Here is a 23,104-nt window from a genome sequence, read left to right on the forward strand (position 1 = left end):
CCACCCGCGACCCGACCAGGTGTGGGCGACCGGAATGCCGGGTACGGGAGTTCGAATCCAACCGCCTGTCCGACAACACGACCGACGGGAGAACCAGATGGCTGAGCGCGGGGACGAGAGTCTGGTGCACACCCTGAAGAAGGTCGCCGCCGTGCTCAAGCAGTCCGAGATCCCGTTCGCGCTGGGAGGCAGCTTCGCCGTCTACGCCCACGGCGGCCACTCCAGCGATCACGACGTCGATTTCCTGATCCGGGAGGTCGACGTCGAGCGGTCCCTGGAGGCCCTGGTGGCCGCCGGCTTCGTCGCCGAGCGTCCACCGGAGGACTGGCTGGTGAAGGTCTTCGACGACGGGCGGATGGTCGATCTGATCCACCGGCCGATCGAGACGCCGGTGACCGAGGAGACGTTCGCCGACACGGTCGTCCGGCCGGTGGACGCGATTCACATGCCGGTCCTGTCCGCCACCCAGCTGATGGTGCACAAGCTGCTCAGCTTCTCCCAGCACTACTGCGACTTCGCCCGCGGCCTACCGCTGGCCCGGTCGCTGCGGGAGCAGATCGACTGGGAACGGGTACGCAAGGAGACGCAGCACTCGCCGTACGCCGAGGCGTTCCTGGTGCTGTTGGACCGGCTGGAGGTGGTGCCGGAAACCGGCACCCAGGCAGGAGAGGGGACACCGTGACCCACCATCGCGACAGCGGCGCCGGACCACCTGACGAGTACGTCGAGGCCGAGATCCACCGGCTGCTCGCCGAGGATCCCGCCGTCGCCGAACAGGGCATCACCGTGGTCCGACGGGAGCGCGCCCTCATGCTCTACGGCGAGGTGGAGAGCCCGCACCGGCGCGAGGAGATCCTGCGCCGGGTGGCCGAGCGCTTCCCGGACGTGCCGATCACCAGCGACATCGGGGTGATCCGCACCCAGGCGCCCACGCAGATCGAGCAACTGCCCTGAGGGAGGCTTCATGGTGATCCGGATCGCCGCCGTGGGCGACGTGCATCTGGACGAGGACGTGGTCGGCCGGTTCCGCCCGGCGTTGGAGGAACTGCCGGACTGCGCCGACGTGCTCCTGCTGGCCGGGGACCTGACCCGGCACGGCACCGAGGCGGAGGCGCGCTGCGTGGCGCAGGAGTTCGGCGGGCTGGCCGTGCCGGTGGTGACCGTGCTGGGCAACCACGACCACCAGTGTGACCAGGTGCCGCAGGTGGTCAAGGTGCTCGAGGACGCGGGCATCACCGTGCTGGAGGGCAACGGCGTGGTGCTGGACTGCGCCGGCGGCCGGCTCGGCATCGCCGGCGTCAAGGGCTTCGGCGGCGGGTTCGCCGGGCGGTGCGCGAGCGACTTCGGCGAGCCGGAGATGAAGGCGTTCGTCCGCACCACCAAGGACAGCGCGGACCGCCTCGGTACGGCGCTGCGCTCGCTCGACTGCGACATGCTGGTCGCGCTCACCCATTACTCACCGGTGCCGGACACGCTGGCCGGCGAGCCGCTGGAGATTTACCCGTTCCTCGGCTCGTACCAGCTCGGGCAGGCGATCGACTCGGCACCCACCGCGCTGGCCCTGCACGGGCACGCGCACGCCGGCACCGAGCGCGGCACCACTCCCGGTGGGGTGCGGGTACGTAACGTCGCGCACCCGGTGATCAAGCAGGCCTACAGCGTCTTCCATGTCGGTGATCAAGCCGACAGCGACCAGGTTTCCCCGATCGGAGGCTCGGGTAGTCAGTGGTCATGGAGCTGATTCTCTGGATTCTCGCAGTCGTACTCGTGGTCGCCGGCATCCTCGCGCTGTTCCGCCGGCAGATTCTGTGGGGCATCGTCCTCATCGTCGTCGGGCTGTTGGTCGGCCCGGGTGGTGTCAGCATCTTCAATTGACGTTCGTACCTCCTCATACCGGGACCCGCCGGGGTCGCCGCAACTGGAGTTCCGTCCTCCCGACAGGAGCACCGGGCGTGGCGACCCCGGCGCCATGCTGTCCGAGCGTTTGACCCTCGGGCCGAGACAGCCCGCCCCGGGGGGCCCCGAGCGCCCCTGCCAGGCCCTGTAGAGCTGCCCCAGATGTGGGGCGCCGCAGCCAGCCCTCAGCCCTCAGCACCAGCACCAGCACCAGCACCAGCACCAGCACCGTAATTCGCGCACTGCTCTCGCCGACGACGCCGGCTGGTCCATATCTGGGGCAGCTCTACAGGAGCGCGCGGACGCGGGTCCAGGCCGGGCGGCGACCGTCTCGGCGTGAGTTCCGCGCCAGGGCCGGTGCAGCGGTTTGACCGCCGACCAGGCGGAAATATCTCGACCGTGGAGATGTCTCAGGACGTGCCGCCGGCCTCCGGCCGGCGGTCTCGCTGGGCGCTCGTCTGCTTCGCGGTCGCGGTCTTCGTCGCGGCCGCGATCGGCGGACTGGGGGTGCAGGGCACCACCGACGAGTACGGCAGCCTGCGGCAGCCCGGCTGGGCGCCGCCCTCGTGGCTGTTCGGCCCGGTCTGGACGGTGCTCTACGCGCTGATCGCGGTGGCCGGCTGGCTGGTCTGGCGCCGGGTCGGCTTCGGGCCGGCGCTCTGGGCGTGGACCGCCCAGCTGGTGCTCAACGCGATCTGGACCCCGCTGTTCTTCGGCGCGGGGCGGTACGGGCTGGCGTTCGCCGAGATCGTCGCGATGTGGCTGGCGATCGGGCTCACCGTGGCGTTGTTCGCCCGGGTCACCCGGGTCGCGGCGGCGCTGCTGCTGCCCTACTGGGCCTGGGTCACCTTCGCCGCCGCACTGAACCTGTCGATCTGGCGGCTTAACTCCTGACCGACGGGTTCCCGACGGCGCCGCCCGCCGGGAACCCTGGTCGTCGAACCGCTCAGCAGCGGGGCACGCCCGGGATGTAGCCGTCGTGACCGGTGTACACGTACGCGTCGGCGATGAAGCGGCCGGCACCGATCCGGTCCCAGATCGAGCTGGTGCCGTAGGTGCCGGTGACCGTGGTGCCGCTGGTCTGGCAGGCGATGGTGACCCGGGTGCCGTCGGCGACGGTGCCGACGGAGGCGTACCCGGTGCCGGGGCCGGAGCGGACGGTCAGCGGGGTGCCGCTGGTGTCGACCGTGCCGGAGCCGGAGCCACCCGAACTGCACCCGTTGTCGCTGGTGTAGTTCTTGGTGCCCCAGTACAGGGCGAGGGTGCCGTTGAACCGGACCTGGATGTCGCCGCCGTTGACGCGCTGCTCGTAGTGCAGGTGCGGGCCGGTGGAGCCGCCGGTGCTGCCGACCCAGCCGAGCACCTTGCCGTAGCCGACCGTCTGACCGACCGACACGTTGAAGCCGTTGAGGTGGGCGTAGTACGTGCTGTAACCGCCACCGTGGTTGATCCGGACGTACTTGCCGTAGCTGGTGCCGCCGAGATCGGTCACCCGGTCGACGGTGCCCGGGGCGCTGGCCACCACCGGGTCGCCGAGGTCGTCGGTGCGGTTGAAGTCGACGGCGTACGCCGGGCTGTGGTTCGACCGGGTCTGCCCGGACCAGGACTGGCCGCACGGGAACGGCACCTTGAAGGTCGGCGCGGCCAGCGCCGGGCTCGCCGGAGCCAGGACTCCCCCGACGAGCAGGCCCGCCACCAGCAGGCTGATCCACCGCTTACGCATACAGCTCCTCCTATGTCGAAAACCTTCGATGTGGTGTGCTCAGCCTGACAGATATCGTCATTCTTCGAAAGAGTCGGAGATCTGGCCCGGGAGCGTGCCCACGGGGCGGCCCGGAGGTTTCCGGATTGTTACTCGCTCGTGTCTGACAGGGGCTGGACCGGACCGGATGCAAGCGCTTACATGTGTGCACGCCCATCGGGACCGGCGCCGGGCCATTGAGCACGACCGCGCCGGCTAGAAAGGAGGACGGCATGGCGGTCTTTACCAGACCACGCCAGGCCTTCGTGATCGCCGGCGTACTGGGGCTGGCGCTCAGCGCCACCGCTTGCGGTACCGGCGACGACAAGAAGAGCGACAACGCGGGCTCCGCGGAGTGTGCCGCATACGAGAAGTACGAGGGCCACGACGGCAAGAAGGTCTCCATCTACGCGTCCATCCGTGACGCGGAGGCCGACCTGCTGGAGCGCTCGTGGTCGGAGTTCACCGACTGCACCGGCATCGAGATCGACTACGAGGGCAACGCCGAGTTCGAGGCGCAGCTCCCCGTCCGGGTCGACGGTGGCAACGCGCCCGACCTGGCGTTCGTACCTCAGCCGGGTCTGGTGAAGCGGTTCGCGGACGCCGGCAAGCTGAAGTCCCTCGGGGCCGACACCAAGGCGATGGCCGAGCAGAACCTGCCGGCCGACTGGCTGAAGTACGGCACCGTGAACGGGACGCTCTACGGCGTGCCGCTCGGCGCGAACGTGAAGTCCTTCGTCTGGTACTCGCCGAAGATGTTCAAGGAGAAGGGCTGGGAGGTTCCGACCACCTGGGACCAGCTCATCGCCCTGAGCGACAAGATCGCCGCCAGCGGCATGAAGCCGTGGTGCGCCGGCATCGAGTCCGGTGACGCCACCGGCTGGCCGGCCACCGACTGGATCGAGGACGTGCTGCTGCGGACGCAGGGCCCCGAGGTCTACGACCAGTGGACCACCCACGCCATCCCGTTCAACGACCCGCGGGTCGTCGCGGCGGTCGACCAGGCCGGCACCATCCTCAAGAACGAGAAGTACATGAACGGCGGCTTCGGCGGCGTGAAGAGCATCGGCACCACCGCCTTCGGTGAGGCCGGCCTGCCGATCACGACCGGCAAGTGCGCCCTGCACCGGCAGGCTTCCTTCTACGCCAACCAGTTCCCGGACGCCACCAAGGTGGCCGAGGACGGCGACGCCTTCGCCTTCTACTTCCCGGCCATCGACCCGGCCAAGGGCAAGCCGGTGCTGGGCGCGGGCGAGTTCGTCGTCGCCTACGCCGACCGTCCCGAGGTCCAGGCGGTGCAGACCTACCTCGCCTCCGGCGAGTACGTCAACAGCCGCGCGAAGCTCGGCAACTGGGTCACGGCGAACAACAAGCTGGACATCGCCAACGTCGCCAGCCCGATCGACAAGCTCTCCGTCCAGATCCTGCAGGACAAGAGCGGCGTCTTCCGCTTCGACGGATCCGACCTGATGCCGGCCGGCGTCGGTGCGGGGACGTTCTGGAAGGGCATGGTCGACTGGCTGAACGGCAAGGCGACCGCCCCGGTGCTCCAGGGCATCGAGAGCAGCTGGCCTAAGTGATCCCGGCGGTGGCCCGGCTCGCGAGCGCGGGCCGGGCCACCGGCCGAGTGGACCCGAGAGGGGAGGGTTGATGGAGTTCGACTTCGCCGATCAGCAGCCGAAGCTCCTCATGCTGATGTACGGGCTGGTCGCCTTCGTGGTGGTGGTGGGCGGTCTGCTCCTGCTGCTCGATGTCGTGCCGACCTGGTTCGCCCAGCGACGCGAGGCGCAGCTCGTCGCCGCGTCCGCGAGCGGCACGCCGATCACCCGGCGGCCCAAGCAGCGGGAGGGCCTCTTCGCCCTCTTCTTCCTGCTGCCGACGCTGCTGCTGCTCACCATCGGCCTGGTCGTGCCGGCCATCCGCACCACGCTGCTGTCCCTAATGAACCGGGACAGCACCAACTGGGTGGGGCTGGACAACTACGCCTGGATGTTCTCCGACGGCTCGATCGTCCGGGTCCTGATCAACAGCCTGGTCTGGGTGCTCCTGGTCCCGCTGGTGGCGACCTCGTTCGGCCTGATCTACGCCGTCCTGGTGGACAAGGCCCGGTTCGAGACGGTGGCGAAGTCCCTGATCTTCCTGCCGATGGCCATCTCCTTCGTCGGCGCGAGCATCATCTGGAAGTTCGTGTACGCCTACCGGGGCGACGGCGACCAGATCGGCCTGCTCAACCACATCGTGGTCAGCCTCGGCGGCGAGCCGAAGCAGTGGCTGCTGGAATCGCCTCTGAACACACTGCTGCTGATCGTCATCATGGTCTGGATCCAGGCAGGTTTCGCCATGGTGGTGCTCTCCGCCGCGATCAAGGCAATCCCCGGCGACATCGTGGAGGCCGCCCGGCTCGACGGGGTCAGCCCGTGGCAGATGTTCTGGCGGATCACCATGCCGAGCATCCGGCCCGCGCTGATCGTGGTGGTGGTGACCCTCTCGATCGCCACGCTCAAGGTCTTCGACATCGTCCGGACCACGACCAACGGCAACTATGACACCAGCGTGATCGCCAACGAGATGTACAACCAGGCGTTCCGGTACGGCGAGAACGGGCAGGGCACGGCGCTCGCGGTCTTCCTCTTCATCCTGGTCATCCCGATCGTGATCTACCAGATCCGCAACCTCCGTCAACAGCGGGAGGGCTGAGATGACGACCGCAACGCCCACCGTCGCCGTCGGCACGCAGAAGACCGACAGCCCCATGTCCACCGCCGGGCGGGTCCGCAAGCGGTTGAACAGCCGCACCGCGACGCTCGTCTCGATCGTCATCGCGGTGGTCTGGACCATCCCGACCTTCGGCCTGCTCGTCTCCTCCCTCCGGCCGGAGGACGAGATCAAGACCACCGGCTGGTGGACGGCCTTCACCAACCCGCAGTTCACCCTGGAGAACTACCAGCAGGTCCTGTTCGGACGGTCGTCCTCATCCGGGCAGCTCGCCGGGTACTTCATCAACTCCCTGGCGATCACCATCCCGTCGGTGCTCTTCCCGCTCGCCTTCGCGTGCCTGGCCGCGTACGCGCTGGCGTGGATCAACTTCCGCGGCCGGGACTGGCTCTACATCGCGATCTTCGCGCTGCAGATCGTGCCGTTGCAGATGGCCCTGGTGCCGCTGCTGAAGTTCTTCTCCACCGGCGTCACCCTCGGCGGCGTCACCATCATGCCGGCCTGGGATCTGGTCGACGAACAGAAGTTCGCCCAGGTGTGGTTCGCGCACACCTGCTTCGCGCTCCCGTTCGCCGTCTTCCTGCTGCACAACTTCATCGCACAACTACCGGGCGACCTGATGGAGGCGGCCCGGGTCGACGGGGCCAGCCACCCGAAGATCTTCCGCACCATCGTGCTGCCACTGATCACCCCGGCGCTGGCGGCGTTCGGCATCTTCCAGTTCCTGTGGGTCTGGAACGACCTGCTCGTCGCACTGATCTTCGCTGGCGGCGGTGACGAGACCGCCCCGCTCACCGTTCAGCTCGCCGAGATGGCCGGCACCAGAGGCAACGAGTGGCAGCGGCTGACCGCCGGAGCGTTCGTCTCCATCGTCGTACCGCTCATCGTGTTCCTGTCCCTGCAGCGCTTCTTCGTGCGAGGTCTGCTCGCCGGCAGCGTCAAGGGCTGACCCGCCTGCCCGCCGCCGCCCGGCCCCTCGGGCGGCGGCGGGCGCCGGGTATCGAGCGGGGGAACCGTGACGAAGATTGATGATGTCGCCCGGCTGGCCGGGGTCTCCACGGCCACCGTCTCGCGGGCGCTGCGCGGGCTGCCGACGGTCTCCGCCGCCACCCGGCGCCGGGTCCTCGCAGCCGCCGAGCAGCTCGACTACGAGGTTTCGCCGAGCGCGTCCCGGCTCGCCGGTGGGCGCACCGGCACGGTCGCGGTGGTGGTCCCCCGGATCACCCGATGGTTCTTCAGCACCGTCGTGGAGGCGGTCGAGGAGTTCCTCCACGAGTCCGGCTACGACCTGCTGCTCTACAACCTGGGCGGCCGGGAGCAGATCCGCCAGCGGGTGCTGCGCACCGCCAACCTGCACAAGCGGGTGGACGCCATCATGCTGGTCGCGACGCCGCTGCGCCCGGCCGACCTCACCGCGCTGGCCTCCCTGGACCTGCCCGGGGTGACCATCAGCTCGGGGACCAGGGTGCCCAACTGGCCGTGCGTGCGGATCGACGACGTGGCTGCCGCCCGTACCGCCACCCGGCACCTGCTCGACCTCGGCCACCGCCGGATCGCGCACATCTCCGGCGACCCCGACGACGAGCTGGCCTTCACCACCCACCTGGACCGACGCCGGGGCTATCAGGAAGAGCTGCGGGCCGCCGGCATGCAACCCGACCCGAGCCTGGACGTCGAGTCGACGTTCACCATCGACGGCGGCAACCAGGCCACCGCCGAGCTGCTGGCCCGGGGCGAGCCGCCGACCGCGATCGTCGCCGCCTGCGACGAGATGGCGATGGGCGCGATGACCGCGCTGCGCGACGCCGGGCTGCGCGTACCGCAGGACGTCAGCGTGGTCGGCATCGACGACCACGACCTGGCCGGCGTGCTCGGGCTCAGCACCATCGCCCAGCCCGCCGCCGAGCAGGGCCGGCTGGCCGCCCGGATGCTGCTCGACCCGCTCGGGGCCCCGAGCCTGGGCCCGATCGTCGGTCAACGGACCCCCGGTTGCGACACCCCAGTGATGCTGCCCACTCGGCTGGTGGTCCGGGACTCGACCGCACCGCCCCGGGCACACTGAACTCCAACCATCCGCCGCCGGCTGGCGGCTGGCGGCGACGCGGCCGGCAGCAGCAGCCGGCAGTCCACCCACAGCTCGACACGGGAGACGACCCTGAACACCGATCCGACGCAGCAGACCCCCTCCGGTCCCCCAGACACGGGCTGGTGGACCGAAGCCGCCATCTACCAGATCTACCCCCGCTCGTTCGCCGACTCCGACGGGGACGGCGTCGGCGACCTGCCCGGCATCACCGCCCGCCTCGACCATCTGGTCGAGCTGGGCGTGGACGCGGTGTGGCTCTCCCCGTTCTACCCGTCGCCGCAGGCCGACGCCGGCTACGACGTGGCCGACTACCGGGATGTCGACCCGCTGTTCGGCACCCTCGCCGACGCGGACAAGCTGATCACCGAAGCCCGCACCCGCGGCCTGCGGGTGATCGTCGACCTGGTCCCGAACCACACCTCCTCGGCGCACCGTTGGTTCCGGGCCGCGCTGTCCGCCGCACCCGGCAGCCCGGAGCGGTCCCGGTACATCTTCCGGGACGGCCTGGGCCCGACCGGCGACCAGCCGCCGAACGACTGGCAGAGCGTCTTCGGCGGCCCGGCCTGGACCCGGACGGTCGACCCGGACGGCCAGCCCGGCCAGTGGTACCTGCACCTGTTCGACACGGGGCAGCCGGACCTCAACTGGGACAACCCGGAGGTGCACGCGGAGTTCCTGGACGTGCTGCGGTTCTGGCTGGACCGTGGGGTGGACGGCTTCCGCGTCGACGTGGCGCACGGTCTGGTCAAGCAGGCCGACCTGGCCGACTGGCAGGAGCCGCAGGAGATCCTGTCCGGCAACGAGGTGGACAAGCCGCGCCCGCCGATGTGGGACCAGGAGGGCGTGCACGAGATCTACCGTCAGTGGCGGCAGCTCCTGGACAACTACCCCGGCGAGCGGGTGCTGGTCGCCGAGGCGTGGGTGGAGCCGGCCGAGCGGCTGGCCCGCTACGTCCGCCCGGACGAGATGCATCAGGCGTTCAACTTCGAGTACCTGCTCGCCGCCTGGACCGCGCCGGCCCAGTACGCGGTGATCACCCGCTCGCTGGAGGCGACCGACTCGGTCGGCGCACCGACCACCTGGGTGCTGTCCAACCACGACGTGGTGCGGCACGCCTCCCGGCTGGGCCTGCCGATCGGCACCGTCCGGCCCAACGGCATCGGCATCGGCGACCCGCAGCCGGACGCCGCGCTCGGCCTGCGCCGGGCCCGGGCGGCCACCCTGCTGATGCTCGCCCTGCCCGGCTCGGCCTACCTCTACCAGGGTGAGGAGCTGGGCCTGCCGGAGCACACCACGCTGCCCGACGAGGCCCGTCAGGACCCGACCTGGGCGCGCAGCGGGCACACCCAGCGCGGCCGGGACGGCTGCCGGGTGCCGATCCCGTGGGAGGCCGACGCGCCGTCGTACGGCTTCGGGCCGTCCGACGCGAGCTGGCTGCCGCAGCCGCCGCTGTGGGCGGAGTACGCGCTGGACCGGCAGCGCGACGTGCCCGGCTCGACGTACGAGCTGTACCGCACGGCGTTGCGGCTGCGCCGCGCCCACGGGCTGGGCCGGGGCACGCTGGAGTGGCTGTCCTCCGGCGACGAGGTGCTGACCTTCCGCAACGGCGAGCTGACCGTGCTGACCAACTTCGGCGCCACCCCGGTGCCGGTGCCGGCCGGCGCCGAACTGCTCGCCGCCAGCGCTCCGCTGGACGACGACGGAATGGTCCTGACCGACGTCACCGTCTGGGTGCGCGCCTGACCCAGGTGTTAAAAAGGGCCCCCTGTACAACGCGTGGCGTCAACAGGGGGCCCTTCCTTACAGGCGGTCGGCGCGGATGTGCAGCAGGTCGTGCACGTTCTCGATGTCGGCCGGCGAGGTCCGCGAGGCGAGCCAGTACATGACGCCGGTGGGAATGAAGAAGAGTTGGAACGCGGCCAGCCCGACGGCGAAGTTCAGCGGTGGCGGGAATGCGGCGCGCAGGCCCTGGAAGGCCACTCCGACCAGCCCGTTGCCGGCCGCCCGGCCGACACCGTTGACCAGGTTGCCCAGGCTGTACACGGTGCCCCGGTGCTCCGGCGGGTTGACATCGGCGATCAGCGCGAACCAGTTCGGCGAGTTGGCCGAGGTCAGTGCGAGCGCCACCACCGCGGTGAGCAGGCTCAGCCCGACCGACGGTTCGGTGAACACGCTGGACAGGATCGCGCCGATCACGGCGCCGGTGCTGCCGTCGTCCGGCACGTCGATGCTCACCGGCACGAGGAACAGCACCAGGTAGAACGGCAGCGCGGCGAGGATGCCGACCGCGGCGACGAGTGCCCGGCCCCCCGGGTTGCGCCGCTGCACCGCGTCGCCGATCAGCCCGCCGACGATGGAGAGCACCCCGCCGAGCTGGAACAGCGTGGCGAAGACGCTGCCCACCACCACCGCGGTGGACTCCGAGTAGCCCTGGGCCTCGGCCCGCTCGGCGAAGAGCACCGGCAGCCAGACCAGCGAGCCGAAGGCGGCCTGCGCGGTCAGGCCCTGCAGGATCAGCCACCGGTTGGTTCGCCTGCCCAGGATCCGTGGCAGGTCGGCACGGCTGATCCGGTAGTCGTACTCGGCGCCGGCGTCCAGCGCGTGGGTCAGCTCCGGCTCGCTCTGGCCGCGCCGAATGTCGTACGTGAACAGGTAGGCCACGGTGGCGGCTAGGCCCACCCCGGTCAGCACCAGGAACGGCCGCCGCCAGTCGGTCGCCCCGAGCAGCCCGCCGACCAGCGTGCCAGCCAGCGTGCCGACCCCCTGGGAGAGCCCCCAGAAGCTCATCACCAGCCCCCGCCGGGTCGGCGAGATCAGGTCGGTGACCACCGAGAACCCCACCGAGCCGACCGCGCCGAGACCGACCGCCGCGACCAGCTGCGCGGCCAGGAACGTCAGGTAGCCGCCGGCGAGCGCACTTCCGCCGGTGCCCGCCGCCCAGAGCAGCGTGCCCACCATGAGCAGCGGCTTGCGGTTGGTCCGGTCCCCGACGTACGCCCAGCCGACCGCGGCCACCGCGCTGACCAGGAAGCTGACCGCGGTGACCAGGCCGAGCAACCGCCCCGACACAGCGAACGCCTCGGCGATCGGCCCGTACAGCGGCGGGACCAGCCCGATGGCCACGTTGTCCAGCGAGGCGAGCAGCACGAACACCACGACGCTGTACAACCGGTGCGCCGGGCCGCCGCCACGGGCCCGCCGGGGCCCGGCACTGGTCACGGTCATGACGGGCAGCCAACCAGACCGGGCCGGCGACGTCGTCACGTGGGTGGGTGCCGCCGGTCAGCTCGCCCCGGCTCCCACCCGCGCCAGGTGCTTCCGCTAGACCACCTGGTAGCTGTCGTCGTACGCCCACTGGCACGGTTCCACCTGCCGGGCCTCGGCGATCTCGCGGTGCTGCAACCGCTTCAGCTCGGCCAGGTCCGCCGCGCCGAAGACGTCCGACAGCCGGAGCGCGGAGCTGCCCTGCGATCAGCGCCGGTCCAGGACCAATCCCCGGGCGGCGGCGTACTGGTCACGGACGGCAGGAACGGGCTCGGCGGCGTACTCCTCGGTGCCCTGGACCGTCCACCGCGGGGGCGCGTCACCGCCGAGGGCGACCCAGGCGGCCTGCCGGGCGGCGCCGTCGGCGACGTACTCCCCGGCCGGCGGGACGACCACCGGGCAGCCGAAGACCTGCGGCGCGATCCGGCGTACCGCGGCCGACCGGGCCCCGCCGCCGACCAGGATGACCCGGCGGACGGTGGCGCCCTGCGCGGTCAACGCGTCCAGGCCGTCGGCGAGTGCGCAGAGCATGCCCTCCACGGCGGCCCGCGCCAGGTGCGCGGGGGTCGAGGTGCGCAGGGTCAGCCCGTGCACCGCGCCGGTGGCCAGCGGGCGGTTCGGCGTCCGCTCCCCCTCCAGGTACGGCACCATCACCAGTCCGTCCGCCCCGGCCGGCGCGGAGAGCGCCAACTCGGCCAGCTCGTCAAGACCGACCCCAAGCATCGCGGCGGCGGCGTCTAGCACCCGGGCGGCGTTGAGCGTGCAGACCAGCGGCAGGAACCGGCCGGCCGCGTCGGCGAAGCCGGCCACCGCGCCGCTCTCGTCGGCCGCCGCCACGTCGGCGACGCTGAACACCGTGCCGGAGGTGCCGATCGAGACGACCACGTCACCCGGACCGGCACCGACGCCGAGCGCGGCAGCGGCGTTGTCCCCGGTGCCCGCGCCGAGCAGCGCGCCGCCCGGCCCACCCAGCTCCCCGGCCGACAGCGTGCCGGCCGACTCGGCCGGCCCGAGCACCTCGGGCACCGCCAGCCGCCGGCCGAAGGCCCGCTCCAGCAGGTCCAGCCGGTAGCCGCCGGTCGCCGGCGACCAGTAGCCGGTGCCGCTGGCGTCACCTCGGTCGGTCCGCAGCGCGGCCAGCCCCGGCGCGCCGGCCAGCCGCCAGGTCAGCCAGTCGTGCGGCAGGCAGACGGCGGCCACCCGGGCCGCCAGCTCCGGCTCGTGCCGGGCCAGCCAGCGCAGCTTGGTGATGGTGAAACTGGCCACCGGAACGCTGCCGGTGGCGTCGGCCCAGAACCGGCGCCCCGCCGCGCCGCCGCCCGCCTCCTCGACCAGATCGGCGGCGGCGTCGGCGGAGCGGGTGTCGTTCCACAGCAGCGCCGGCCGGACCACCCGGCCGTCCTCGTCGAGGCAGACCATGCCGTGCTGCTGGCCGGCGACGGAGACCGCCGCCACGTCGGCCAGCCCGCCGGCCTGGTCGGCGGCGCTGCGCAGCGCCTGCCACCAGGCTTCCGGGTCGACCTCGGTGCCGTCCGGGTGCGGAGCCCGGCCCTGCCGGAGCAGGGCACCGGTCTCCGCGTCCCGGATCACGACCTTGCAGGACTGGGTGGACGAGTCAACGCCTGCGACCAGCGGCATGGCGGGCCTCAGCGGGCGCCGAGCAGGTGCTCGACGGCAAGCTGGTTGAGCCGGACGAAGCCGAAGCCCCGGGCGGCCACCGCGTCGACGTCGAACTCCTCGAAGGCGGACCGGTCGGCGAGCAGCTCGTCGTACCCCTCGCCCGGGCTCAATGTCGGGGTGCTCAACTCGGCGACCTTGCTGACGGCCAGCGCCTCGGCCACCTCCGGGTCGGCGCGGAACGCCGCGGCCCGCTCCTTGAGCAGCAGGTAGGTGCTCATGTTGGCGGCCGCCGACGCCCACACGCCGGCCATGTCCTCGGTCCGGGAGGGCTTGTAGTCGAAGTGCCGGGGGCCGTCGTAGGTCGGCCCACCGTCCGGGCCGCCGTTCTCCAGCAGGTCCACCAGGGCGAACGCGTTGAGCAGGTCGCCGTGACCGAAGACCAGGTCCTGGTCGTACTTGACGCCGCGCTGGCCGTTGAGGTCCAGGTGGAACAGCTTGCCCTGCCAGAGCGCCTGGGCGATGCCGTGGGCGTAGTTGAGCCCGGCCATCTGCTCGTGCCCGACCTCCGGGTTGAGGCCGACCAGCTCCGGGTGGGCCAGCTGGGAGATGAAGGCGAGCGCGTGCCCGACGGTCGGCAGCAGGATGTCGCCGCGCGGCTCGTTGGGCTTGGGCTCTAGCGCGAAGCGCAGGTTGTAGCCCTTGTCGATGACGTACTGGGTGAGCAGGTCGACCGCCTCGCGGTAGCGGTCCAGCGCGGCGCGGACGTCCTTGGCGACGTCGTACTCCGAGCCCTCCCGGCCGCCCCACATCACGAAGGTGCTCGCACCCAGCTCGGCGGCCAGGTCGACGTTGCGCAGCACCTTGCGCAGCGCGTAGCGGCGGACCTCGCGGTCGTTGCTGGTGAAGCCGCCGTCCTTGAAGACCGGGTGGTTGAAGAGGTTGGTGGTGACCATCGGTACCACGAGGCCGGTTTCGTCGAGGGCCTTGCGGAACCGGGCGATGTGCTGGTCGCGGGTGGCGGCGTCGACCCCGAACGGGACCAGGTCGTCGTCGTGGAAGGTGATCCCGTACGCGCCCAGCTCGGCCAGCCGGTTGACCGCCTCGACCGGGTCCAGCTCGGGGCGGGTCGCCTCACCGAACGGGTCGCGGGCCTGCCAGCCCACGGTCCAGAGCCCGAAGGAGAACTTGTCGGCGGGGGTGGGACGGGGTGCCATGAGGGCCTCCGGGGTGGTGTCGTCCGCTATTTGTTCAACGATTGAATTATTTGCGCGACCTGTGGCACTGTCAAGGGGTGAGCCCCACCAACGCTCCGGCCGGCGCGGTCCGTCAGGGCAGCCTGCGCGAGCTCAACCTCGCCGTGGTGCTCGGCCGGATCGCCGCCGCCGACCGTCCACCATCCCGGGCCGACCTCGCCACGGCGACCGGCCTGACCCGGGCCACCGTGTCCGCGGTGGTCGAGGACCTGCTCGCCGGCCAACTGGTCGACGAGGCCGACCCGGCGCCCCGGGCCGGCGCCGGCCGCCCGGCCCGGGGTCTGGTGCTGGCCGACCAGGGGCCGGCCGGTCTCGGCCTGGAGATCAACGTCGACTACCTGGCCGCCTGCGTGGTGGATCTCTCCGGCCAGATCCGGCACCGCACCGTGCACCGGGCCGACCTGCGCCCGGTCGCCCCCGCCGAGGCACTCGCCCGACTGGTCGCGATGGCCGGGCAGGCCCGCGCCGACGCCGCCCGACAGGGCCTCACCCTGGCCGGGGCCGCGCTCGCCGTGCCGGGCCTGGTGGACGGCGCCGGGCTGGTCCGGCTCGCGCCGAACCTCGGTTGGCGCGACGTACCGGTGCCGGCGCTGCTCGCCGGGCACCCGCCGTTGACCGAGCAGGTGCCCGGCGTACCGGCGCTGGTGGTGGACAACGAGGCCAACCTCGCCGCGCTCGGCGAGCTGCACTCCCGCCCGCCCGGCCCGGCAAGCTTCCTGCACATCTCCGGCGAGGTCGGCATCGGCGCCGGCATCGTGCTGAACGGAGCGCTGTTCCGCGGCGTGCGTGGTTGGAGCGGTGAGATCGGGCACCTCCCGGTCCACCCACAGGGCCGACCGTGCCGCTGCGGCGGGCAGGGCTGCCTGGAGCAGTACGCCGGTCAGGAGGCGATCGTGGCCGCCGCCGGGCTGGCCCGGGCGGAACTTCCCGCGGACACCGCGACGGCGCGGTTGGCCGAGCTGGCCGAGGCCGGCGACGCGGACGCGCTGCGGGCGCTGCACGACGCCGGGACGGCGCTCGGTGTCGCGGTGGCCGGCGTGGTCAACCTGCTGGACCTGGACACCGTCGTGCTCGGCGGCGGGTACGCCCCGCTGGCGCCCTGGCTGTGCCCCCCGGTGCTCGCCGAGATCGCCAGCCGGGTGCTCACCGCCGCCTGGTCACCGGTCACGGTCCGACCGGCGACACTCGGCGCGGAGGCCGCCGCGGTGGGCGCGGCGGGTTCGGTGGTACGCCAGATCGTCGCTCGTCCCGCAGGCTGGCTGGCCCGCTCCGGCTGATCGGGCGTCCGCTTCGGGCGTCCGTCGCAGGGGCTCGGTACGCTTGCCCTCAGGCAACGATCCCCGGGCGAGGAGTCCACGAGCAGCATGCGCACACGTCGTCAGACGCGGGCCGGCGTCGGGCGGTGACCACGACCCGACGGGGCGGCATCGCCGGTCCGGTCAGCGGTGATGGAGCCTCCCCCCGCCGACCGGTCCGGCAGCCCACCGAGCCACTCCCGGCCGACCCCCGGCTGGCTCGCGAGTTGCTCGACGGGCTCGCCGAGGCCGTGCTGACGACCGACGAGGCCGGCCGGGTGACCCTGGTCAACGCCATGGCGGCGGAGCTGCTCCCGGAGATCACCGCCGGCACCGAGTTGTCCCGGTGCCCGGTGCCGGCGCTGGCCGGCGCGGTCGCCGCCGACGCCGAGTGCTTCGACGCCGAGCATCGCGGCCGGCGGTTGCGCGGCGCCCGACGGCGGCTCGCCGGCGCGCGGTACGCCTGGTACGTCCGGGACGTCACCGAGGAGCACGCCCGCACCGAGGCCCTGCTGGCCGAACGCTCCCGCACCGCCTTCCTCGCCCAGGCTGGCAGCCGGCTGGGGCGTTCACTGCACCGGGACCAGACGCTGCGGGCCACCGCGACCCTCGCCGTGCCGTACCTGGCCGACGCCGCCGTGGTGCTGCACCGGCCGCCCGCGCCGGCCGATCAGCGCGCCCGTTGGATCCGGTACGCCGACAGCGACCCGACCCCCGTCACGGGGCTGGCCGGGCCGGAGCTGACCGGCACCGCGACCGGGCTGGCCGAGGCGCTGGCCGGCGAGCTCACCGAGCCGAGTCCCTGGCTGGACGCTGAGCTCGCCGATCTGGCGACCGTGCTGCCGCCCGGGTTCGGCCGACCGGGGACGGCGCTGGTCAGCCCGATACGCAGCGCCGGGCGGTCCGTTGGGCGCCCTGCTGCTGATCCGCCGGGCCGGGCGGGCCGGCTTCGACCCGCGTGACATCGAGCTGGCCCACGAGTTCGGCGCCCGGGCCGGCGCCGCGCTGGCCACCGCCGAGCTGTACGGCGAGCAGGCCCACCTGGCCCGGGTGCTGCAGACCAGCCTGCTCCCGCCGGAGCTGCCCCCGGTGCCCGGGGCGAGCCTGGCCGGCGGCTACCGGGCGGCCGGGGAAACGCTGCGCATCGGCGGTGACTTCTACGAGGTCTTCCCGCACCGGAACGTGCCCTGTTCGCGCTCGGCGACGTGTGCGGCAAGGGCGTCGGCGCGGCCGTGCTGACCGGCCGGGTCCGTCAGTCGTTGCAGACGCTGCGGCTGGTCGAGCAGCGCCCGCTGGAGCTGATCCACCTGCTCAACCGGGCGCTGTTCGACGCGCCCGACGCGCCGCGGCGCAGCCAGTTCACCACCCTGCTGCTCGGCTCGCTGGAGCGCGGGCCGGCCGGCGTGGACGTCCGGATCGCCGGTGGCGGCCACCCGGCGCCGCTGCTGATCACCCCCCGGCGGCGCGGTCACCTCGGTCCCGGTCGGCGGGATGCCGGTCGGCGCGCTGGCCGCCGCCCGGTTCGCCGAGACACGGGTGCACCTCGACCCGGGCGACGTGCTGCTCGCGTACACCGACGGGGTGACCGGTGCGCGCGGCGGTCCGCGCGAGGTGGAGATGTTCGGCGAGGACCGGCTGCGCGCCGCGCTCGCCTCGTCCAGCGGGCTGCCACCGGCCGCCCTGGTCGACCGGCTGCTTCAGCTGGTCGACGAATGGCTGGACGGGCAGGCCCACGACGACGTCGCGGTGCTGGCCGTGTGCGCGTCCGCGCCGGCGTGACCGACGGCGGCGCCCGGCGGCTCGACGCGGGTGGGGCGCCCGGCCGGACCGGCTGGGTCAGGCGGTCCGCGCCACCGGAGGTTCCGCGGTCGGCGACTCCCGGGGCGGGCCCACCGTCCGTTCGGGGCCAGCCGACGCGCCCGTCCACACCGCCGGCCCCGGCCGGTCCGCGTCCTCCGACCAGTCGGCTGCCGGCCCGGTGGGCGGGTCCAGGTCGTCCGGCCCGCTCGGGGCCGGCGTCTGCGCCTGCTGCCGGCGGGCGGTCTCGTCGAATTCCCGCATCCCCTGCAGCAGCGCGGTGCGACCCGCGGGGCTCATCCCGGCCAGCACGACGGCGAGCTGCGCCTGACGGTCGGCTCGCAGCTCGGCGAGGAGCCGGCGGGCCTCCGGGGTGAGGTGCAGGGAGATCTCCCGCCGGTCGAAACGGCCCGGCTCACGCTCCAGCATGCCGGCGGCGACCAGCCTGTCACAGAGCCGACTGGCGGAGCTGAGCAGCATGCCGAGTCGGGAGGCGAGCCGGCGCAGGTTGATCCCGTCGTACTGCTCGACGACCATCACAGCCCGTAGCTGCGCTCCGGACACCCGGTTGGCGGTCCCCTCCCGAGCGGACTCCCACACGGTCGACAGGGCAGCCGCCGCGGAGTCCAACGCGGCAGCCATACTCGTCTCGGGGTCCGGCGGACCGTGCAGTTCGGCCATGGTTGCCCGAGACTACTCCGAACCCACTGGTGGTCGAGCTTTGATCAAGGGAGTGTGATGAGCGAACCGGTCAATCGGGCACGACGTACCCTGAACGAGACACCCGCGGATCGACTCGTCGACTGCGTTGGCGACGTTCTCGCCGGGTCGTACGGGATCACCGAGACGGAGCTGTTCCAGGTCGACTACCGGCTCTCGCAGCTGTTGCCCCTCACCGAGGGTGACCCCATCACGGGCCCCGGGCACCCCGCCTGGCGCGCCTTCGACCACCAGTCGCCGGTGCTCGCCGACGGCACCGCCTGGCTTCCGGTCAGCATGCGCGGCGAGCGCCGGGGAGTGCTGCGACTGGCGCCGGTCCCGGACGACCCGGCCTTCCTCGACGAGCTGGCCGACATCGCCACCGCGCTCGCCCACGAGCTGGCCGCCGTCTCCGCCGGCACCGACGTCTACCGGGCGGCGCGGCGCAGCCAGCGTCTCACCCTGGCCGCGGAGATGCAGTGGGACCTGCTGCCGGGTCGCAGCCGGATCCGGCCCTCATTCAGTCTGGCCGGGCAGCTGGAGCCGGCGTACACGGTGCGCGGCGACAGCTTCGACTGGTCCGACGACGGGCAGCGGCTCTGGTTGTCCACCATCAACGGCACCGGTGAGGGTGTCGCTGCCTCCCTGCTCACCTCGCTGGCCACCCACGCGCTCCGCAACGCCCGCCGGGCCGGGCTCGACCTGGCCGACCAGGCCGCCCTCGCCGACCAGGCGCTCTACGACGAGTACCGGGGTGAACGGCACCTCTCCGCGCTGCTGATGGAGCTGGACCTGCGCTCCGGGGTGCTGACGGTGGTCGACGCCGGCTCGCCCCGCCTGGTCCTGCTGCGCGAGGGAAAGGTCACCGAGCAGCCGCTGGAGGCGCAGTTCCCGCTCGGCATGTTCGAGGCGACCGACTACCACGAGCAGCGGTTCCCGCTGGAGCGCGGCGACCGGATCTTCGTGGTCAGCGACGGGGTGGTGGAGGCCACCGGCCAGCACACGCGCTACGGCGAGACGGCGCTGGACCGGTTCCTGCGGCGGACCGGCCCGATGGAGCCGCTGGACGCCGTCCGGTCGCTGATCGGTGACCTGCGCGCGTTCGTCTCCGGTGACCTGGTCGACGACGCGGTGGTGGTCTGCCTGGACTGGACCGGCCCGCAGCCGTGATGCGTCAGTACGCGCCGCGGCTGTTCAGCACCGCGCCGAAGGTCTTCCAGAGGATGGTGAGATCGGCGGCGAGGGACCAGTTCTCCACGTAGTAGAGGTCGAGCCGGATGCCGTCCTCCCAGCTCAGGTCGGACCGGCCGCTGACCTGCCACAGACCGGTCATGCCCGGCTTGACCAGCAGCCGCCGGGCCACGTCGCCGCCGTAGCGGGCCACCTCGGAGGGCAGCGGCGGGCGCGGCCCGACCAGGCTCATCTGGCCCAGCAGCACGTTGACCAGCTGTGGCAGCTCGTCGAGCGACCACTTGCGCAGCAGCCGGCCGACCCGGGTGACCCGGGGATCGTCGCGCATCTTGAACATCAGGCCGTCGGTCTCGTTGCGGGCAGCCAGCTCGGCGAGCAGCGCGTCGGCGTTCACCACCATGGTCCGGAACTTGAACACGCCGAACTCCTGCCCACCCCGGCCGACCCGGACCTGCCGGAACAGCACCGGGCCCCGGCTGTCCAGCTTGATGGCCAACGCGATGAACGCGATCAGCGGCAGCAGCAACGCGAGCGCCAGCGACGAGGCGGACCGGTCGACGAAGCCCTTGACCAGTTTTCGTGCACCGCGGAACTCGGGTGCCTCGACGTGGATCAGCGGCAGCCCGGCGACCGGGCGGGTGTGGATCCGCGGGCCGGCCACGTCCGTCAGCGCGGGTGCCACGACCAGGTCGACGCCGGTCCCCTCCAGCTGCCAACCCAGCCGGCGCAACCGGGCGGCGGTCAGCTCGCCGGAGGCCGTCACGGCGACCGTGTCCGCGCCGATCGCGGTGGCGGCCTCCGGGATGCCGCGGAACGATCCCACCACCGGCACGTCGCCCAACCGCTGCGCCACCGGCGCCAGCAGCGCGTCCGGGATGCACGCGCCGACCACGTGGTAGCCGGCGTACGGCTCCCGGCGCAACGTGTGCACCAGCTCCAGCACGTGCGCGGTGTCGCCGACGACCAGCACCTTCCGGGACCAGCCCGCGCCGCGTGAGCGGGCCCGGTGCAGACGCTTGCGGGCGGCGAAGCGGGCGACTTCCAGCCCGACGGTGCCCACCGCGAAGGAGATGCCGAGGAAGCCTCGGGAGACGCCGACGTCGGCGATGTACCCGGCGATGGCGATCGCACCGGCCAGCCGCAGGCTGGCCGAGCTGACCCGCCGGTACTCGTCCGCCCCGTAACCGATCACCCGGTCGTCGTAGCAGCCGAGCGCCTTGAGCGAGACCAGCCAGGCCAGCACCAGCCCCGGCGCCACCAGCACGTACGGGACCTCCGTGCCGCTCGGCTGGTCGTCACCGAACCGGGTGACGTACCCGACGAGCAGCGCGATGATGAGGACGGTGGTGTCCAGCACGACCAGGACCCGGATGTACGACCGTTCGTCGGCGCGCGTCACCAGCCCGGCCGGACGGCCGGCAGGCTTCCCCGACCTGCTGGCGGGGGTCGACAGTGTCGCAGCGGTCACCGGCGCTCCCACTCTGATCAGGACGGCCCCGGCCGACGGGTCGAACCGGAGGCGGACCGGCAATGCCGGAACACGTCGCCATCCTGCCCTGACAACTGTGACCGCCGATTACTTCCGACGTATTGCCGTCACTTTTCTTCAACCGTCGAGGGCTGCCGAGAAAGGGCCCGCCGTACCGGATCGGCGTACGACGGACCCCTTCCTGGCTGTGCCTAGGATCAGCGCGGCGCTGGCGGGCGGAGCGCGATGGCGTTGAGGAAGATATTGCCGATCTCGCTCGGGTCCTTGGTGACGAAGCTGCCGCCACCGGTCACCTTCGTGATCGACTCCAGCTCGGCCTTGCTGACGCCCTCACCAATACCGATCATGACCACCTGGACCGGTCGCTCCGGGTCGGCGATCTGCTTCAGCTTGGCGAGCAGCTGGGCCTGGCTGAGGCCGTTGGTGTCCTCGTTCTTGCCATCGGTGAACAGCACGATCGAGTTGACCCGGCCGGGTTGCCAGTTCTCCTGCACCGCCTGGTACGCGGCGAACATGGTGTCGTAGAGGCCGGTGCCGCCGTCGGAGGGCTGGATGCCGCCGAGCGCGCCCTCCAACTGGGCCCGCTGGGCGGAGAGCGGGCCGATGGGGATCAGCTGGCGGTAGTCCCGGTTGCCAACCAGCTTGGTGGAGAAGGTCCACAGGCCGATCGACCAGGAGTCGTCGAAGAGGCCGAGGCCGCGGCGGGCCGCGTCCACGGTGACCTCCTCCCGGCTGCGGTTGTTGGCGCTGGGCACCTTCTCCTTCATCGAGCCGGAGACGTCGATGACGGCCAGCATCCGGCCGGACTGGGTGGCGATCGACCAGCTGGAGACGACACGCTGTATCGCGGCCGGGTCCAGGCCTCCCGCGGCGGTGCCGCCGGCGGCCGGCGCGGTCGACGCGCCGCCGGCCGGGCTCGGCGCACCCTGCGGCGCCTTGAAACCGGAGCCCCAGTTGCCGTCCGGCGCGCGCAGCGACTGCGCCGCCAGCCGGTCGCGGAACTTGGGGGTGGTGAGCAACTCGAACAGCACCCGGGCCGCCGAGGCCTTGGTCGGCTCGATGCCGGGCAGCACCGCGTACGGGTAGTCCAGCGGCATCGGCGCCGGCTCCATGTAGAGCGCGGCGAGCTTTACCGGCGGCTCTTTGCTGTTGTAGGCGATCACGTCCTCTTCGGACAGGGCCGCCGCGCCGAGGCCGCTGGCGATGGACGTCGGATCCTTGGCGGTCGGGAAACGGGCCAGCAGGTCGTTGCGGAGCGAGGAACGCCCGGTGGCCAGCGCCCGCAGGGCACCGACGGTGTTGCGCTGGGCGTCGCCACCGGCGGCGCTGGCCGCCGCGGTCAGCGAGAGCAGGCCGGACAGTCCGGCCGCGTCCCGGGTCGGCTCGACGATCCCAGTGCGCAGAGGGGTGCCCGGGTTGTTGACCTGCTTGAGCAGGTCCGTCCAGGTGAACTTCTTGTCGGGCCAGCCCAGCCGGATGGCCACCGGCTCGGGCATCGCCACCACGACGGGACTGCGCGCGATGGAGGCGCTGTTGGTCGGAGCGAACGCCGTGGCGTCCTTCTTCAACCGCAGCAGCCACGTCGAGGAGTCCGGCACCCAGACGTCCGGGGTGACGGCGGTGCCGCTGGCCTGCCCGACGCCGGCCAGAACGGCACCGTGCTTGGCCGCCAGCACGGCGGCCACGTCGACCGGGTCGGACGCTGAGACGTCCACCCGGATGCAGGTGGGGCCTACCGCAGCGCCCTCCTTGACCCATTCGGACGCGGCGGCGTCCACCGCAGGCGCGAGCTCGGAGGCGACTGCCACGGCGAGCCGAATCTCCCCCGAACAGCTGGGCTGGATCAGCTCTCGATAGCCGAACCAGACGCCGGTCGTGACGACGAGCACCGTCGCCGTAGCGGCGGCGGCTGCTAGATGGAGTTTCGAACGCATGCGATGGCGGCCTGCTGACACGGTGACCATCTTGCGTACAAGGTGCCCTCTCTGCCACATCCGTTCGGACGAAAGTTACGGAGGAGAAACAGTTGATCGCTGTTTAGCGACGTAGAGTGACGAT

Annotated in this window: 21 protein-coding genes and 1 pseudogene; 15 read left to right on the forward strand and 7 right to left on the reverse strand. The window is 72.0% G+C overall.

Annotated elements, in window-relative coordinates; genetic code table 11:
* Positions 1-34 precede the first annotated feature (34 nt).
* The 5 genes from BUS84_RS17605 to BUS84_RS17620 all read left to right on the forward strand — a co-directional run bounded on the left by BUS84_RS17605 (position 35) and on the right by BUS84_RS17620 (position 2,790).
* On the forward strand, positions 35-682 hold the full coding sequence (locus tag BUS84_RS17605) for a nucleotidyltransferase family protein (RefSeq protein WP_280175165.1): 648 nt from the start codon (positions 35-37) through the stop codon (positions 680-682).
* The gene (locus BUS84_RS17610; protein WP_074313942.1) at positions 679-954 is read left to right on the forward strand and encodes a BON domain-containing protein; all 276 of its coding nucleotides are present in this window, start codon (positions 679-681) and stop codon (positions 952-954) included. The genes BUS84_RS17605 and BUS84_RS17610 overlap by 4 nt, the downstream gene beginning before the upstream one ends.
* A gap of 10 nt (positions 955-964) precedes the next feature.
* A complete protein-coding gene (locus BUS84_RS17615; protein WP_074313944.1) occupies positions 965-1,741 on the forward strand; it encodes a metallophosphoesterase family protein in 777 nt (258 codons plus the stop codon).
* The gene (locus BUS84_RS38660) at positions 1,732-1,875 is read left to right on the forward strand and encodes a GPGG-motif small membrane protein (RefSeq protein WP_007464364.1); all 144 of its coding nucleotides are present in this window, start codon (positions 1,732-1,734) and stop codon (positions 1,873-1,875) included. Before BUS84_RS17615 ends, BUS84_RS38660 begins: the two co-directional genes overlap by 10 nt.
* 426 nt (positions 1,876-2,301) lie before the next feature.
* Entirely contained in the window at positions 2,302-2,790 is a 489-nt protein-coding gene (locus BUS84_RS17620; RefSeq protein WP_074313945.1) for a TspO/MBR family protein, read from the forward strand.
* Between the two features lie 52 nt (positions 2,791-2,842).
* On the opposite strand, the gene BUS84_RS17625 is transcribed toward BUS84_RS17620, so the two are convergent.
* Entirely contained in the window at positions 2,843-3,619 is a 777-nt protein-coding gene (locus BUS84_RS17625; RefSeq protein ID WP_074313947.1) for a M23 family metallopeptidase, read from the reverse strand.
* 251 nt (positions 3,620-3,870) lie between these two features.
* On the opposite strand from BUS84_RS17625, the gene BUS84_RS17630 reads away from it, so the two are divergent.
* The 5 genes from BUS84_RS17630 to BUS84_RS17650 all read left to right on the forward strand — a co-directional run bounded on the left by BUS84_RS17630 (position 3,871) and on the right by BUS84_RS17650 (position 10,181).
* Complete coding sequence (locus BUS84_RS17630; protein WP_074313948.1) at positions 3,871-5,217, forward strand: ABC transporter substrate-binding protein; 1,347 nt, start codon at positions 3,871-3,873, stop codon at positions 5,215-5,217.
* A 70-nt stretch (positions 5,218-5,287) separates the two neighbouring features.
* Positions 5,288-6,334 carry a carbohydrate ABC transporter permease gene (locus BUS84_RS17635; protein ID WP_074313949.1) on the forward strand — a complete coding sequence of 349 codons (1,047 nt, stop codon included), beginning with the start codon at positions 5,288-5,290 and terminating at the stop codon, positions 6,332-6,334.
* 1 nt (position 6,335) lies between these two features.
* Positions 6,336-7,301, forward strand: a complete 966-nt coding sequence (locus BUS84_RS17640) for a carbohydrate ABC transporter permease (RefSeq protein ID WP_074313951.1) — start codon at positions 6,336-6,338, stop codon at positions 7,299-7,301.
* A 66-nt stretch (positions 7,302-7,367) separates the two neighbouring features.
* Positions 7,368-8,414 carry a LacI family DNA-binding transcriptional regulator gene (locus tag BUS84_RS17645; protein WP_074313952.1) on the forward strand — a complete coding sequence of 349 codons (1,047 nt, stop codon included), beginning with the start codon at positions 7,368-7,370 and terminating at the stop codon, positions 8,412-8,414.
* 93 nt (positions 8,415-8,507) lie between these two features.
* Positions 8,508-10,181 carry a glycoside hydrolase family 13 protein gene (locus BUS84_RS17650; RefSeq protein WP_074313954.1) on the forward strand — a complete coding sequence of 558 codons (1,674 nt, stop codon included), beginning with the start codon at positions 8,508-8,510 and terminating at the stop codon, positions 10,179-10,181.
* Between the two features lie 57 nt (positions 10,182-10,238).
* Here the strand turns inward: BUS84_RS17650 and BUS84_RS17655 are convergent, their stop codons facing one another.
* From BUS84_RS17655 to xylA, 3 genes are all read right to left on the reverse strand, one after another.
* Positions 10,239-11,663 carry an MFS transporter gene (locus tag BUS84_RS17655; protein WP_074313955.1) on the reverse strand — a complete coding sequence of 475 codons (1,425 nt, stop codon included), beginning with the start codon at positions 11,661-11,663 and terminating at the stop codon, positions 10,239-10,241.
* A 246-nt stretch (positions 11,664-11,909) separates the two neighbouring features.
* The gene (xylB, locus tag BUS84_RS17660) at positions 11,910-13,340 is read right to left on the reverse strand and encodes a xylulokinase (RefSeq protein WP_074313957.1); all 1,431 of its coding nucleotides are present in this window, start codon (positions 13,338-13,340) and stop codon (positions 11,910-11,912) included.
* Between the two features lie 8 nt (positions 13,341-13,348).
* Positions 13,349-14,536 carry a xylose isomerase gene (gene xylA, locus BUS84_RS17665; RefSeq protein WP_074313959.1) on the reverse strand — a complete coding sequence of 396 codons (1,188 nt, stop codon included), beginning with the start codon at positions 14,534-14,536 and terminating at the stop codon, positions 13,349-13,351.
* Positions 14,537-14,613: 77 nt separating this feature from the next.
* Between xylA and BUS84_RS17670 the strand changes: the two genes are divergently transcribed.
* From BUS84_RS17670 to BUS84_RS40035, 4 genes and pseudogenes are all read left to right on the forward strand, one after another.
* On the forward strand, positions 14,614-15,852 hold the full coding sequence (locus BUS84_RS17670) for an ROK family transcriptional regulator (RefSeq protein ID WP_208869689.1): 1,239 nt from the start codon (positions 14,614-14,616) through the stop codon (positions 15,850-15,852).
* A gap of 125 nt (positions 15,853-15,977) precedes the next feature.
* Positions 15,978-16,832: a hypothetical protein gene (locus BUS84_RS40025; RefSeq protein ID WP_244298622.1), complete on the forward strand. Its 855-nt coding sequence runs from the start codon at positions 15,978-15,980 to the stop codon at positions 16,830-16,832.
* Entirely contained in the window at positions 16,777-17,109 is a 333-nt protein-coding gene (locus tag BUS84_RS40030) for a hypothetical protein (RefSeq protein WP_244298624.1), read from the forward strand. The genes BUS84_RS40025 and BUS84_RS40030 overlap by 56 nt, the downstream gene beginning before the upstream one ends.
* A pseudogene (locus BUS84_RS40035) lies at positions 17,103-17,649 on the forward strand (PP2C family protein-serine/threonine phosphatase). The gene BUS84_RS40030 and the pseudogene BUS84_RS40035 overlap by 7 nt, the downstream one beginning before the upstream one ends.
* A gap of 57 nt (positions 17,650-17,706) precedes the next feature.
* On the opposite strand, the gene BUS84_RS17680 reads toward BUS84_RS40035, so the two are convergent.
* Complete coding sequence (locus tag BUS84_RS17680; RefSeq protein WP_244298625.1) at positions 17,707-18,348, reverse strand: MarR family transcriptional regulator; 642 nt, start codon at positions 18,346-18,348, stop codon at positions 17,707-17,709.
* Between the two features lie 57 nt (positions 18,349-18,405).
* Here BUS84_RS17680 and BUS84_RS17685 point away from each other — a divergent pair, with 57 nt between their 5' ends.
* Complete coding sequence (locus BUS84_RS17685; protein ID WP_074313962.1) at positions 18,406-19,536, forward strand: PP2C family protein-serine/threonine phosphatase; 1,131 nt, start codon at positions 18,406-18,408, stop codon at positions 19,534-19,536.
* A 4-nt stretch (positions 19,537-19,540) separates the two neighbouring features.
* Here BUS84_RS17685 and BUS84_RS17690 read toward each other — a convergent pair whose 3' ends face one another.
* Positions 19,541-21,025 carry a sugar transferase gene (locus BUS84_RS17690; protein WP_143728454.1) on the reverse strand — a complete coding sequence of 495 codons (1,485 nt, stop codon included), beginning with the start codon at positions 21,023-21,025 and terminating at the stop codon, positions 19,541-19,543.
* Between the two features lie 218 nt (positions 21,026-21,243).
* Positions 21,244-23,001 (reverse strand): substrate-binding domain-containing protein, encoded by a 1,758-nt coding sequence (locus BUS84_RS17695; protein WP_074318891.1) that lies wholly within the window; start codon positions 22,999-23,001, stop codon positions 21,244-21,246.
* Between the last annotated feature and the right edge of the window lie 103 nt (positions 23,002-23,104).

The sequence above is a fragment of the Micromonospora cremea genome (genome assembly GCF_900143515.1).
Taxonomy (GTDB): domain Bacteria; phylum Actinomycetota; class Actinomycetes; order Mycobacteriales; family Micromonosporaceae; genus Micromonospora; species Micromonospora cremea.